A 14,138-nucleotide genomic window follows, 5' to 3' on the forward strand; every position below is an offset into this window, starting at 1 on the left:
ACGCGCTTGCGCGTGCGGCGATTGCTCAGGTCCAGGCCAAGGTCAGTTTGTTTCATGCGCCCATTGTCGCTGGAAACATTCTTCATGCGTACCCGAAGTCGCATGAGTTTTGAACACCATCCTTAGCGGGAAAGGAACTGGAAAAATTCGGCTACACGCTGTCCGTGCCGACTCTTTCGAGCAGGGAATGATTCCAGTGGCAACGCAAACGCAACGACAACGCTTGCCCCGCAGCTTCTATCTCCTACTTTTAGGTCAGATGGTTTCCCGCGTCGGCGCCCAAGTGACGCTCATCGCCCTACCTCTGACCGCGATCCAACTACACCGAGCAGGATCCCTCGAGACAGGCTTCTTGCTTGCATGTGGACGTGCCCCGTACCTTCTGCTAGGCCCTCTTGCCGGCGTCATCGCCGATCGGTTTTCACATCGAATCCTTCTGATTACGGCAAATTGGATAATGGCGCTAACGTTGGCCACAGTACCGGTATCTGCTTTGCTAATCGGATACATCGGCATGCCCCATCTCTACACAGTTGCTACACTGATGGGCGGGCTTACGGTGATTGCCGACGTGGCCTTCTTGGCATGTGTGCCAACTGTCGTGCCGCCCCAACAACTTGTACAGGCTCAGAGCTGGCTAGAACTAGGACAATCGGCGGCATTGGTACTTGGTCCGCCGCTCGCAGGCTGGCTGATCTACTCGTTTTCGGCCCCTATCGCGATACTGGCAGATGCGGCGTCGTTCCTTCTGGTGACGGCGCTGCTCCCATACGTGATAATAGCGCCGACATCAAGCGCGTCGATGGCAAGTGACTACAATCCTGACGACGCTAGCAGCATCCTTGAACGCGTTCTCTCGGAAGCGGCAGAGGGCGCGCTATTCGTGTTACGTACCCCCAAACTCCGCGCAGTCACCTTTGCTACCGGTACTCTCATATTTTGGTACAGCGCCTACTCCGCCGTCTTTCTGCTGTATCTAACCGAGGGCTTAGGGCTGAACGCCACAACGATCGGGACCGTCTCAGGCATCGCTGCAATCGGTGGTGTTATTGGTACTTTGCTTGCACGTCCTTTTGCTCGAACGTTGGGCTTGGGTCGCGTGTTAATAGCAGCGCTCCTCACCAGTGCCGTTGGCGCAACGCTAACCCCGCTGCTCGAAGTGCCAGGATGGCTTTCATTGGGACTGTCGCAATTTGTATTGTGGATCGGCAAACAGGTCTACAGCGTCCATCAGGTACCAATCCGCTACGCCTTGGCTCCACCGCAACTGCACGGACGTGTAAACGCAAGCATCCGGACCATAGTGTGGGGCCTTGCTCCGGTCGGAGCCGTGTTAGGCGGCGCCTGTGGAGCATGGCTCGGCGCCCGCGCGACGCTACTGCTTAGCGGAGCCCTCATTGCCGGAGCCGCTGGGTGGATCTGGGCATCCCCTCTGCGATCCATGCGTACACCGCAGTTCGTGGAGGCAGACACTTAAGAATGGCTACCTCCATTATCTTCTCGCGGACAACACAGGCCCCATCATGAAGCTCACCGACATGCTATCGGTCATCCTATCTCCGGGCCACCTCACCGTTTGGCGGGCCAGCGCACCGCATGTGTCCGATCCCCATTGGACAGCCGACGCTCGGCGGCCTTCCTACGTTCAGGAAGCCCACATCACGTATGCACTTGAGACAGCTGGCAACGGTCCCATGCAGCCGTCTTGGCTCGCCTGCAGATTCGATCTTCCGGGTGAATTCAATGCAGTTGCTTTCACCGAAGCGTTGCGCGGCTGGGTAACCCGCCACGAAGCCCTCCGTAGCCAGTTCATCGTGGCCCCTTCCGCTCCGCCTGGCGAACGATTTCTTCGCACGACACTACCAGCCGATGCCGTGAGAATCCGCCGCAGTGCGGCTGCGGACTTCACAGATGGCCGCAAATTGGCACGATATCTGGAGAACCTGTTCGACAGAGAGGTTCTCGCTATCGGCTGGCCTGGCTATCTTTTGGCCACAGTGAGCCGCCCGCAAGCAACCACCGTATATGTCGCCGCAGATCACACCCTAATGGACTGCTACTCCATTTTCCATACTACCTATGAGATTCAACAACTGTATGCGTCAGCACACGCTTCCACACGGAGCACGGCTGCGTCCATTCTTCCCGAACAGCCGCCAAGCTACCTGGATTTCGCAGAGGCCGAGCGGACCGCCTCCGGTGCGTTGAACGCTGAACACGAATCTATAGCGCGCTGGCGGTCCTTTATCAGCGAGAGCGGCGGCCAGATGCCTCAGTTCCCTGTATCGGTAAGCGAGGCGACCGGAAGCCCCGCCGCTCAGCCAAGCGGATACACAGAACTTTTCAACGCATCTGACGCACTCTCCTTCGGTCGAGTCTGCCGCACAGTTGAGGGCAACTCGTTTGCTGGGTTGCTCGCCTGCCTTGCCAAAGTGGGCCAAGAATTCTGCAGTTCGAACGTATTCCGTACCATGGTACCCGTCAATACACAGACTGAGCGATTCCAATTTTCCATAGGATGGTATGTTGGTATGGGGCCCGTAGCCTTCCCCATCAAGCGAACGGACTCTTTCGCTGAGGTGGTGCGTTCGGCCGTTGCAGGCCTAGACGGCTTGAGGGATCTCGCGCGAATTCCGCTGCCCCGTGTGGCCGAACTCCTCGGCCAGCCCCTGCGCGACCCTTTCATGGTGTCGTACATGGACCTTCGCCATACGCCTGGTGCAAGCAATTGGAACACCTGGGGAACTACCGTATTCCGTAGCCGCTGCACTGATCCTGATGAGGTGTTCTTTTGGTTCATACGTACTCATGATGGCTTCCACGTCAGTTATCGACACCCCGCCACCGAATTGGCAGGCATTGCCGTCCCACACTACGTGGAACGCACAAAAGCAATACTTAGGTCTGTCGCGAGCAACGGCGACTGGCCCGCGCTAACATCCCTTCTCAAAAACGACAGAATTGCACATGACGGACATCAAACACATTGCGGCGACTGCATCTCGTGATCACACAAGCTTCGATGTTGTTATCGTAGGCTCAGGCGCTTCAGGCTCAATTGCTGCGCGAACACTCGCCGAAAAAGGTTTCCACGTTGCCCTACTCGAATATGGTGCCTTGGTATCCCCAGGCGCGCTATACGCCCCCAACCAAGCAACCTATAGTAAGGCACGAACATCTCCACACGGTCGCGCCGATGGAAATCCATGGACAGCATGTGCCGTGGGTGGGGGAATGCAGTTTTACAACGCGATCATGTTCAGATACCGTCAAGCAGATCTCTCGGCATCTCAATACCTGAGGACTGACATGGAGATAGATTGGCCCATTTCACTTCGGGATCTCGAACCTTTTTATTCCGAAATCGAAAGTCTCTTAGAGATTAGCGGTACGTATGGATTTCAGCCCTATCCAGCAAGCCAACGAGGTCTACTGATATCCAATGCGATGCAAGAACTTGGCATCACACCAAAGCGTGTTCCCCTAGCGATCCGGCCACCCAAAACCACCAATGGATGTATTGAATGCTCCTCTTGCAATCACGTAGTCTGCCCTACGGATGCAAAGGCCAACATCCTAGCTAGGAATGTTTTGGACGATTCCGCTCTCCCAGGATCGATTTCGGTGCTGTACGGATGCTTTGTCAATTCGATTGAGCTCCGAAGCGACTGCCACGCAGAAGCCCTTGAGTGCTATGTGCCGCTCTCCTCGCAGCGGATTCGTATCCCCGTTAAAACTGTCATTGTGTGTGCAAACGCAATTCAGTCGGCGGCTCTAATGCTTCGCTCAAAGAGCCGCCATGCACCGACAGGCATCGGAAATGATTCTGACCTCGTAGGGCGCGGTCTCTCATTCAAGATAAGCGGGTACTCCGTTGGCTACGTGAAGAATTCAGCCGCGCTTCCTGCCCATTGGGGCCCGCATGCAACCGTGTATACGGACGACTTCTACGAGCACCCTGGCGTGCCATGCAGATTTGGGGGTTTAATCTACGAGGCAAATTTGGATTCGCCAGGGGACAACATCGGTCTCGTGCGTCTACACTACATCGCTGGGGAAGAACCATGGTCACACAACCGTGTAATGCTTGACGGGGCCATCGACCCACACGGCGTTCCTTACATCCGTATAGCGTATAAAAACTCGGAAAATGATAGGGCACGAATCAGCTTTCTCGCCAACCGGGCTGAAGACACACTCCGCCGCTTAGGCGCATCCTGTATCGAACGAATGCCTTTCTCGCGAGGCAAAGGCAGTTCACATCTACACGGCACAATGCGTGCGGGTTCTTTTCCAAAGACATCAGTCGTGGATCACTACGGCAAGATTCACGGACTAACAAACATCTATGTTATGGATGGCTCCGTTATGAATTTCGCCGGAAACAGCAATCCCACGCATACTATCATGGCCAACGCAAAGCGAATGGCTTTGTCACTCGCCGAAAAGGAAAACTAAATGTCATGTTCTGGATCAACTGGTCATTTGGCTGAATGGGAGCGTGAAACCCGCTCTTCCATCATATTTAAATCCGCCTGGGGCCCGATGGCGCAGGATATCGACGGCAAGATCTATCTTGACATGTCATCCTGCAGCGGCGCCTCACCCTTGGGTAGTAATAACCCTGAATTTAAGGCGAGACTCTCTCAAGCTATGGAGAGCGATACCGACGTTCTTCCATCCCCAGTAAGCGCGCAGCGCCAGATGCTAGCTGCAAGAATCTCAAAGAGATTCGCAACTACACCTAGGGTCTTCTTCTTGAGGACCGGATCTTGTGCAACGGAGGCAGCTGTCCGCATCGCACGACGTCGAACCGGTCAACCAATTATCCTAACAGCCGGTTTTCACGGTTGGCATGACATCTTCCAACAGTACCCGTGGTCGGACGATTCTCCAGCCAAAGACCATTACATCCAGGACTTTCAGTATGACTTAGATATCTTGCAGAAGAAGTTGAGTCAGAACATAGGCAAAGTCGCCGGAATTGTGGTCACACCAGAGCCGTCAGTCTTTCCTCCGGAGTTACTCCACCAAATCGCTAGGATGGCTATACTTCATGGAGCGCTTTTGATCGTTGACGAGGTGCTTTGCGGACTTCGTTACGCCGACGGTGGTTACTGCCAAGCACACCAAGTCCCGGCCGACCTGATCACCTTGTCCAAAGGACTCGCACAGGGAATTGGCCTTTCTGCGGTTATTGGTACGGCCGATGCCATGTCCGGGGCGGATGGTGTTTATCTTGGCAACACCTACTTACGTGAAAATCGAGCCTTCGTAGCCGCTAATCTAACGCAGAAAATTTTCGAAGAAGATAATATTGTAGCTCGCTTGGCGGATAGCGGCGCAGTGCTCAAGAGATTGTTCCACGAGTCATTCGCTAGCTTCGGAATACCCGCGCGTGTCTTAGGAAGCGACGCCATGTTCGATATTGTCATGCCATCGCAAAGACATGGAAGGGCATTTGTCCGACGGTGCCTTCAATACGGTATATACACAGGCTATCCGGCAACTTACATGAGCAATGTTTCCATGGGCAACACATTCTTCAGCGCTTTACAAGAGGCGCTGAAGGGTGCGCTCGCGGACTACCGCAAAGACGAAGATATGACCGCGCAGGTAACGGACAGATCCATGATCGAATACTGTTGGCGGGCGTTTCGCGCGACAGCGAACACTTGTCTCTCCAACAAGACTTATTGGGCGCAATAATGAAAGGCTGGTACCGAGATACACACGGTCATGGATTGCCGCTCGAACTCGCCGCCAAGCGCACAATCGCCGAATAACTTGCATCGCGAGAGTTGCAGGGACGTCCTATTACTTTCACAAATGGCCGTAGCGGCCTAGCTGCGGCTATCACCGACATCACTTGAAAGGCTAAATTAGAGGCCGATTTGGTGTCCTGTTCGGTCCGAGCAGGCGCACCAAAACTAATATCATTCGGCGCAAGACCCAGTGCCCTTATATTCAAAGACTCCGCCTAAGTTTAGTCAACGACAAACTTGGTGGTCTACTTAGGAGTACCAAGTGAATTGTACTTGCAACCTCCTTCAATTCCTCCATCGTCTTATATCCGCTCACCCGAAATGCGTAATCTGTGGGAGACTCATACATTTTGCGCGTATCTGCGAATCTAGACTCGTCAGCAGTTATCGTGTTCATGAACACGGTGTAGACTGGGTACTTGGCCGCTCCCAGAAAAGCTCTCCGCGTTTCCGTTGTGGGACAAACAAAATCCACAATGCAATGGTCGTTCGCACCGTAGTTTAGCGTCAGATTGGCGATTTCGGCCATACGGCGCGCGTGCTCGATTCGGTGCACCAAACTAAACGTCAAGTCGCGATTTATATTTTCCCGAACAAAATCCGCATTAACCCAACTGGCTGTCGGCATTAGATCCAAAAGCATTCGAGCAAGTGTAGTCTTGCCAGATCCCGGAAGGCCTTGAATCATGACGATAGCCCGCTCTCTTTGTTTCATGTTCCACTTGCTCATGATTGATGGCAGCGTCAACGAATGCGGCAATGAATTTCAAGCACTTCAATGAATTCTTGAACCACGGTTGATCGATCTACGTTCCCCTCTTGCTCCGTCGCATTGAGCCACAGCGCGGCTTTCTTAATTTTGCTGGAACGCGGACAACTTGTACAATTCATTGTTTCGATGCCATTTATCCAAATATCAGATGTCTTTTGCTTTCCCCGTAGCAGATTACTTGTGCGGCGTTGCGTCGTGTAAGGTAAAGTAGCAAGGCCAAACGGCACGAGGCCCGCCAAGTCCTCCGTAGATGCTTTCACTTCTGAAGTCGCCCCAAAGTGCATCTTCGCAGACGAAGGTAAATCTTTGGACGTTACCGGAAAAGATGGGTCGAATTCAACGCCCTTTGAGTTGATCAGCAAGGAACAGAAGCCTACTCGGCATCTATGATACATATTGCACAGCCGTCGGATTGAGGATCCCTGTACCGATTGCACCTGCCCTTTCGGAAAAAATACCTAAAAAGCTCTATTTGCGACAATGTGCGGTACATCAAACTGCCCCGCACTAAAAGCTCGCTGGGAAAGCCTGGCACACTCCTTGCTGCATCACATCATTTGTAAGCCTAATCTCGCGTGCGCCGCTGCGTTGTCACCCGTTGCCAACCTGAGTCCAAAAGCAGGGGTCTGAAGGACAGACTTCTGCACAATGGGGTCGGCGTAGAGGTTCTTTCTGATGGCACTAACTCAAAGCGCTATATCTATGACCCTACGAATCTCCAAGACACTGATGGTCGTTGCCATCGCCCTCTTTACCTCTTTGGTCGCGTTTAACAACATAACCGACTACTTTACGAATTTGGCCTTTATTCGTCATGTCCTTTTAATGGACACGATCTTTCCAAGCAGCAGAAACATGTATCGAGCTATCAGTTCGCCAATTTTGCATCATGTTGCCTATGTGTGCATTATCACACTAGAGACTGTAACCGCGGTTCTGTGCTGGATGGGTGGCAATCGCTTGTGGTCTGCCCGACATGACTCCCACATGGCCTTTCAGCGCGCGAAAGGTTTTACCATCGCCGGGCTGACGCTGGGTTTTTTGACATGGCAGGTTGCGTTCATGTCGATCGGAGGGGAATGGTTTGGCATGTGGATGTCTAAACAGTGGAATGGGATGCCAGATGCGTTCCGATTTTTTATCACGATCCTGTCCGTGCTGATCTTTGTGAGCCAGGACAATGATGCTTTGGATAAGCACGAGAGACCCGGCCTTTAGGCAGAAGCTTATCGACATGGGCTGCACTCATGCCTGCAGCAACACTACTTGACGCTCTTAAAATCTGTTGCGAAATTAAATTTAAATGACGGGCTTTTGAACGGTTAACGAAACCGCGCCCATCATCACATGACAGTTGAGCGTTGCTTTGCGTCATGGCACGGAAGAAGGTCAACAACGAATTGTGAAAGGCGGTGTAACTGCTGCTTCCGACGGTGGAACGCTCGCCGCAAGGTGGTCGCCCGAGAGTGGATGACCGAGCAGCACTGGACGGCATCCTATGTATTGCAAAAGGGGATTGCATGGGAAAACTTGCCGCAGGAACTGGGGCCTTGGCGAAAGAACAGCGTAGGAAGGAAGCTCCCAGTCCAGCTTACGCGTCTCGCGCGCGATCAGTGCTGAGCAGTTTCGGCGGAGAATTCATAGACAGCGCTCTTGCCATTGCTACCGAGATAGACATTCCAGTGCTCCTGGACAGGGCGACGTTGTTGTAGAGCGGAATCGCGTACCCGTCACAGGGTCCAGTCGCCCGATGTCGGCTTGACGTTACCGCACCCATTCGAGTGGAGCTGGTGCCTTATATCCGGCCTGGAGCGCCACTGTTGCCTTGCGAGCCTCAATGAACGCTGCTTAGAACCAACCGTCCTCAATCTCTCGCCACGGGCTTGCAAGCCGCTTGGTTGCGGCAGGCGTAGGCTCCCACGCTCTTACCTGATTCGCCATTTCTGTTTCTTCGCTGTGCAGCCTTGAAGGGTGGATTATGAGCTGGTGAAAGGGGGCGATGCCCCCAGCTCAGGCCGGGAGCAACTCACATGCCCGGGATCGTATTGGCGCCCATGGGCCAGTAATGCCCAAGCTGTTCGGCAATCTTGTTGGCCAGTGCCACCAGCGCCGCTGCAGCATGGGCAGTGCCCATGCCGGCGGATATTTGGTGCGCGTGAGCATCGTTCGTCCTGCGTTGACCACCGGTCGTCGCAGGTAAGCGTTGCCGCACGCTTGCCGATGTGCCCAAGCCGTACATGACCGCCCGTGCCGGTCTGTGCCGGAACCAGCCCCAGGCTTGCAGCGAAGGCCCTGCCTGTGCGGGAGGCTGGGCAGAGCCCAAGGCAGTAGCGGTAATAGGCTCCACGCCGGGAATCTGGTCCACAATCTGCGCGGCCGGATCAGACCTTAGCCACTCCTGTAGGTCACGCGCAACCAGTTGGATCTTCTGTCCGTCGAATTCGCGCAGCGCACGGAGTTGCTGCTCCAGCGCCGCGTCAGCAAGGGCGGTACGACGCGAGCGAACTAGGGCCCAGCGCTCGCAAAAATCTCGGCCCGGAAGGCCAGCCGCCCCGCGCGGAAGTGCAGGCCATATTCACCCAGCAGCCCCGGCATTTGGTTGCCCTGCCGGGTACGCGTACTCTCCTCGACCTCAAGTGCTGGATCGAGTTTTCACTCTGGCACAGCGATGCCGCCGGTCAAGCGAGAGCCCCTTTTGCCTTCTAGGCTGTGGCTTGGCGGTAGATGGGCGGTGCTCATTCCAACTCCCCCTCATCCGACCCGATTTTGAAGAACCCTGCTGCGCACTATCGAAGCATCCGTCGCCTCGATATCCTTTTTTTCCTCACCGGGAAAATGAATAGCTCGAAGACAAGACTAGCTAGCCGCAACGGCTAATGTTTGTCATGATAATGAAAAATTCCTATCGGCTTGTCGCGATTGGTCTAATGACTGCTTTGGACCCGGAGAATGGAACAGGCTTACAGCTAATGTAGCACGAATGCTTAGCCGGAATATCTGGCTCGTTTTGAATAGGTCTATGCCTACCGCGCATTGGGCTTGGGCCCGTCGTGAAGCTAGTCGTGTCACCACTGATTTCCTTATACATCTGTACGCCACATCTCAAAATCCCCCTTCCCCAGCCATTGACTGATGTATCCTCCCAGTGCCTTCAGAAGGGTATCAGAGCACATGCCAGCGGAACCGGCTAATGCAGGGCAAAGCACGAGCTGCGTGCCTGTGTCGTCGTAGATATGAAGTATTCGGGCCTGGTCCGCCGGCTTCAGAGTGTGCTCTTTATATGAAAGGCCGCGCATACCGAAGGCATGCACATAATCACCTTCATGAGGATCGCCTAGACACACCACGACCTTCGGCTGCTCGCGCCGACGTAACGCCTCGATGAAGCGAAAGCGTCCTCCATCACGGCAAAGAGACATATAAGCGACTTTCGAAATGAGTTCAGGTTGCATGCCAAAGCGTCGCCTCCAGCTCTGGCCATCGTCTGTACGAATTGGAAGAGGGAATAGGCTAAGCATGAATTCCCAGCCCTGCGGTCGGTACAGAAGATCTGAAAGATATTTCTTGCAGTCACCACCATCTTCGTGGCCAAACAGCACCATTTGACGAGCGGCTGACATAATACGAGCGATGCGCTGATGTGTCTGCCACCGGACTATCTCCGTTGCATGCCGAGCTCGAAATGCGGAGTCCCAAGCTGGACATTCAAGCTTCGGCATCAGAGGCGAGACTAGCGATATGCAATTCCTGATCGGCGAATAATTGCAAAACCAAACTGCAGCGGACGGGTTTCCTCCTTCCATGCCAACAAAAGACGCAAAATAGCTGTCTAATTGCTGGCGAGTAAAAGCATTTGTGGTCATGATTGAGCTTCGTAATGGCCCTGTCAGAATCTACCATCAGCCTAAAAGTGGAAAAAGACCGTGATACCTCAGCGATCAACCAAAAAATTCGATAATTTTTTTCGTTTATCTCATCCTCATTCCCTATGTATAGGCCAATTTGCTACTGCGCGTTTGCGCTGACTGTCTTAGCCGGCGTCCCTGCCTTAGTCGAAACCCAGACACTTTTGGTCTCGAGGAACTCGCGCACAGCTTCGATACCGTTCTCACGGCCGATTCCGGATTGCTTCATGCCACCGAAAGGGAGGTTGAAGCTCATCGCGCGATAGGTGTTAATCCACACTGTGCCGACCCTGAGCGCCTTTGATACACGAAGCGCCTTGGAGATATCAGCTGTCCATACTCCTGCTGCGAGCCCGTAAATGACATCATTGGCTATCCTCACTGCGTCAGCTTCGTCATCGAAGCCCATGACCGACAGCACGGGGCCGAACACCTCTTCTTGCGCGATGCGCATGTCGCTCTTTACGTCGACAAAAACCGTGGGCTGCACAAACTGCCCACCAGAGAGATCCCCTATGGCCTCGCCCCCTATTACACAGCGAGCGCCTTCTGACTTGGCGATGTCGATGTACCGCAAAACCTTTTTATACTGCTCCGGTGTTGCGAGAGGACCGATGCTATTCTCCGGTGCGTTTGGATCACCGACTCGCGCCAATGCAACCATTCTGACAAGTTGATCGACGAAAAGGTCCTTGATGCTATTCTGCACCAGCAAGCGGGACCCTGCCACACACGCTTGACCGGTCGCTGCAAAGATCCCCGACACAGCTCCACTTACTGCCTGTGCGAAGTCGCAGTCCTCGAACACAATATTGGGCGACTTACCACCTAATTCCATTGAAACCCGTTTCATAGATTTTGCAGCAGCCGCGTAGACCTTTGCCCCGGTGGCATCCGATCCAGTAAAACTCACCTTAGCGACGTCAGGGTGTTCCACCAACGCAGCCCCAGTCTCCGGACCAAAGCCAGTGACAACGTTAAATACTCCACTCGGGAAGCCGGCGTGCTGGGTCAACTCCATGAACTCCAGTGTGCTCGCCGAAGCGAACTCTGATGGCTTCAGGACCACGGTGCAGCCTGCTGCCAAGGCGGGCGCGCATTTCATCGCTACGAAAAGCAAAGGTGAGTTCCAGGCCGTCAAGGCAGCGACTACGCCAACTGGCTCGTGGGTGGTAAAAGCAAAGGCATCGGACCTGTCCAAAGGAACGACAGTGCCTTCTATCTTGTCAGCTAGGCCGCTGAAGTACCACCACCACTCCGACTGCGAGCGAAGCTGGTTGAGCACCTCAGTCATCACCTTGCCATTGTCCCGTACCTCAGTTTCTGCCAGGCGCTGGGCTTTATCAAGGACCAGATCACCCAGACGTCGCATTAGTTTGCCGCGCGCCGTGGCTGTCATCATCGCCCAAGGTCCCGCCTTCAGGGCACGCGAAGCTGCCGCCACCGCGATATCAACATCTTCCTTTGTACCTCTAGGGATGCGTGCCCAAGCCTCGCCGGTGTACGGGTTGACCGTATCGAACCACTCCAGTCTTACTGGATCGACATAACGGCCGTCAATGAACAACTTATAGCGTTTCATTTGAATCTGAATTCCCCTTATCTAATGAGCATTGATTCGGTATTGCATTTCATTCATTTGCCAGCGCCTTGCTATGGTCCCCAGCACCGCAAGTGCGTCGACTCAATCCTTGCACTTGCTCGCTTACATGCGTCAAGCACATCACCCCGACGCGGAGGATCGGCATCGATTGTCGCTTATAACCTCGCTTCCATCCTTAATGGTGTTCTGGTCGGTCCCGGCAGGAACGTGTTAAACAATGCCCCCTCCTGTCTGCAAAGGCTTTAGGAATCAACACCTCCAACGCCGAACGGCTTGGCAAAGCATGGGGCAATCTTAACCCTTTGAGGTAGCTACGTGAAATCACCGTGTGATCCGAAGGATCGTTCCAGTTCCCGACTCAGTCACAAAAGATTGACGGCGCCTCCGCCACCGCTGTCGGAAAAAATGTGACATTTGTCGTGGTCGCTCCAGTTCAAGGACCCGCTGATCGCGGTCGAGCGAGCCAAGACCCAGATTCGAGCGCGGGTCGAGCATCCGTTCCATGTCGTTAGAACTTGTTTGGACATCGCAAGGTTCGCTACATGGGTCTGGTCAAGAACACGACGCAGTTGTTCAGCCTGTTTGGTCTGGCGAATCTGGTGTACGCCAGGAAACTGTTAGTGGCCTCAGAGGGCAGCAATCCGTCTTGAGCAAGAAAAGCCACGGCTTGTACAACATCAACCGCAAACCTCATTGATCAGCGATTCCCTTGCAAGATGGTTGCTCCAATTTTTACGTAGGTTGCTTTGCTACCTCGCTCCATAGCTTAGTTTCTTCGCTCATGAAGGTGAGCACGAAATTTGCGATAGATAGCCTCCAGCCATCGCGCCACCATCTTCCTACCTAAAAAAAAGCGTCATTTTGTTGACACGGCAAGCTCTTTCCGCATGTAATGGCGACAATTTTATTCAGTTTAGGGTACCGCCTTTACGAGGTCAACAGCTGCATCTCTCTTTAGCCAACGATGCCACGCAAGCCACAAACCACATCAATTTCTGACGAAAATTCGGCGCCCGGAGGTGCCTCAAGTGTGGACCGTGCTTTGTCCTTGCTTGACGTGTTCACACCAGAATCTGCTTCGCTTTCACTGACTGAGATAGCGAAACAGACAAGGCTTTATAAAAGCACTGTACTGAGGTTGCTAGCATCCTTGCAACACAAGGGCTATGTTCAACGTAAAACAGATGGCAGCTACTGCCTCGGCCCACAGATCGCGCGTAATTATGCAATTTACGCGGCGTCATTTTCGCTCGAAGAAATCGTTATGCCGGCGTTGCGTGAACTCACAGAACAAACCAAGGAGAGCGCTGCATTTTATGTACGACAAAAGGAGTTCCGTCTCTGCCTCTATCGCGTTGACTCCCCACAGCTGGTTCGAGATCACATACGGGCGGGTGAGATCCTCCCTATTGATCGCGGAGCTGGCGGCCGCATACTGCTGGCCTATTCCGGTGAGCAAGGGGAAATCTACGATCAGATTCGTAAAGATGGCATTGCTATGCTAGTCGGAGATCGCGTACCGGAGCTCAGCGGCATATCAGCTCCTGTTTTCAATGCTGAAAAGGAACTCGCTGGCGCCGTCACACTTACAATGCCCACATCTCGCTATTCGGAAATCTTTGCGAAACCTGTACGCGATGCGGCAATGAGAATCTCATCGAGATTGGGCGTCACCGGATTTAACGAATGATGGCGCTGAGGCCTCACATTTTTTGAGCAAATGCACGGGCATGCGAAGCAACCCGTAACCTCTGGGTGTAGCCGATCAGACGCTTCGGCCCCAATACTGAACGTGACCATCACCCATGGAACTGTAGGATCATTGTACTGTCATTCGTGCGGAAGCACGCGCGAGATCCAGGCGTTCCTGGACGAAAGCTACGGAACCGATATCTCCCCGGAGTTCAGAACTCGGTCACGGGTATTGTCATGGCCTTTGCAATCGCGTGGCGGAGCCGCCCCCGCTCGACGCCGCATACCCGGTCGGTTCTTCGGCGTGTTGCTCGCGCTATGTATGTTTCAAGCATTCCGTTCTTGCGGGGCGATCTGAGCAACTGCCCTCGGGCACGATTGACGTTGCCTTGACGACCAAT

The 14,138-nt window shown here is 53.9% G+C and carries 10 protein-coding genes and 3 pseudogenes; 9 read left to right on the plus strand and 4 right to left on the minus strand.

Translation table 11 applies throughout. The features are described 5' to 3' along the window. Positions 1 to 259 precede the first annotated feature (259 nt). The 4 genes from VSR71_RS27955 to VSR71_RS27970 are packed head-to-tail and all read left to right on the plus strand — an operon-like array spanning position 260 to position 5,709. Positions 260 to 1,477, plus strand: a complete 1,218-nt coding sequence (locus VSR71_RS27955; RefSeq protein ID WP_231942369.1) for an MFS transporter — start codon at positions 260 to 262, stop codon at positions 1,475 to 1,477. A gap of 46 nt (positions 1,478 to 1,523) precedes the next feature. After that, the gene (locus VSR71_RS27960; protein WP_115683911.1) at positions 1,524 to 3,008 is read left to right on the plus strand and encodes a condensation domain-containing protein; all 1,485 of its coding nucleotides are present in this window, start codon (positions 1,524 to 1,526) and stop codon (positions 3,006 to 3,008) included. Next, a complete protein-coding gene (locus VSR71_RS27965; protein ID WP_115683912.1) occupies positions 2,968 to 4,458 on the plus strand; it encodes a GMC oxidoreductase in 1,491 nt (496 codons plus the stop codon). Before VSR71_RS27960 ends, VSR71_RS27965 begins: the two co-directional genes overlap by 41 nt. After that, positions 4,459 to 5,709, plus strand: a complete 1,251-nt coding sequence (locus VSR71_RS27970) for an aminotransferase class III-fold pyridoxal phosphate-dependent enzyme (RefSeq protein ID WP_115683913.1) — start codon at positions 4,459 to 4,461, stop codon at positions 5,707 to 5,709. It abuts the gene before it with no gap. Positions 5,710 to 5,967: 258 nt separating this feature from the next. Here VSR71_RS27970 and VSR71_RS27975 read toward each other — a convergent pair whose 3' ends face one another. After that, complete coding sequence (locus tag VSR71_RS27975; RefSeq protein ID WP_306437266.1) at positions 5,968 to 6,495, minus strand: adenylyl-sulfate kinase; 528 nt, start codon at positions 6,493 to 6,495, stop codon at positions 5,968 to 5,970. A gap of 14 nt (positions 6,496 to 6,509) precedes the next feature. Next, entirely contained in the window at positions 6,510 to 6,899 is a 390-nt protein-coding gene (locus VSR71_RS27980; protein WP_147298469.1) for a hypothetical protein, read from the minus strand. Between the two features lie 340 nt (positions 6,900 to 7,239). Here VSR71_RS27980 and VSR71_RS27985 point away from each other — a divergent pair, with 340 nt between their 5' ends. Both VSR71_RS27985 and VSR71_RS27990 read left to right on the plus strand, forming a co-directional pair. Next, positions 7,240 to 7,755: a DUF2165 family protein gene (locus tag VSR71_RS27985; protein ID WP_115683914.1), complete on the plus strand. Its 516-nt coding sequence runs from the start codon at positions 7,240 to 7,242 to the stop codon at positions 7,753 to 7,755. A gap of 194 nt (positions 7,756 to 7,949) precedes the next feature. Further along, a pseudogene (locus tag VSR71_RS27990) lies at positions 7,950 to 8,085 on the plus strand (transposase); the annotation flags it as partial. Between the two features lie 1,532 nt (positions 8,086 to 9,617). On the opposite strand, the gene VSR71_RS27995 reads toward VSR71_RS27990, so the two are convergent. Continuing rightward, on the minus strand, positions 9,618 to 10,400 hold the full coding sequence (locus VSR71_RS27995; RefSeq protein ID WP_115683915.1) for a transcriptional regulator: 783 nt from the start codon (positions 10,398 to 10,400) through the stop codon (positions 9,618 to 9,620). Positions 10,401 to 10,542: 142 nt separating this feature from the next. Then, complete coding sequence (locus tag VSR71_RS28000) at positions 10,543 to 12,024, minus strand: aldehyde dehydrogenase (RefSeq protein WP_115683916.1); 1,482 nt, start codon at positions 12,022 to 12,024, stop codon at positions 10,543 to 10,545. A gap of 456 nt (positions 12,025 to 12,480) precedes the next feature. On the opposite strand from VSR71_RS28000, the pseudogene VSR71_RS28005 reads away from it, so the two are divergent. The 3 genes and pseudogenes from VSR71_RS28005 to VSR71_RS35350 form a co-directional block, all read left to right on the plus strand. After that, a pseudogene (locus tag VSR71_RS28005) lies at positions 12,481 to 12,695 on the plus strand (transposase); the annotation flags it as partial. A 314-nt stretch (positions 12,696 to 13,009) separates the two neighbouring features. Then, positions 13,010 to 13,735 (plus strand): IclR family transcriptional regulator, encoded by a 726-nt coding sequence (locus VSR71_RS28010; RefSeq protein WP_115683917.1) that lies wholly within the window; start codon positions 13,010 to 13,012, stop codon positions 13,733 to 13,735. A gap of 153 nt (positions 13,736 to 13,888) precedes the next feature. Then, a pseudogene (locus VSR71_RS35350) lies at positions 13,889 to 14,016 on the plus strand (IS256 family transposase); the annotation flags it as partial. Positions 14,017 to 14,138: the final 122 nt, after the last annotated feature.

Source organism: Cupriavidus oxalaticus (genome assembly GCF_038900635.1).
GTDB lineage: Bacteria > Pseudomonadota > Gammaproteobacteria > Burkholderiales > Burkholderiaceae > Cupriavidus > Cupriavidus oxalaticus_B.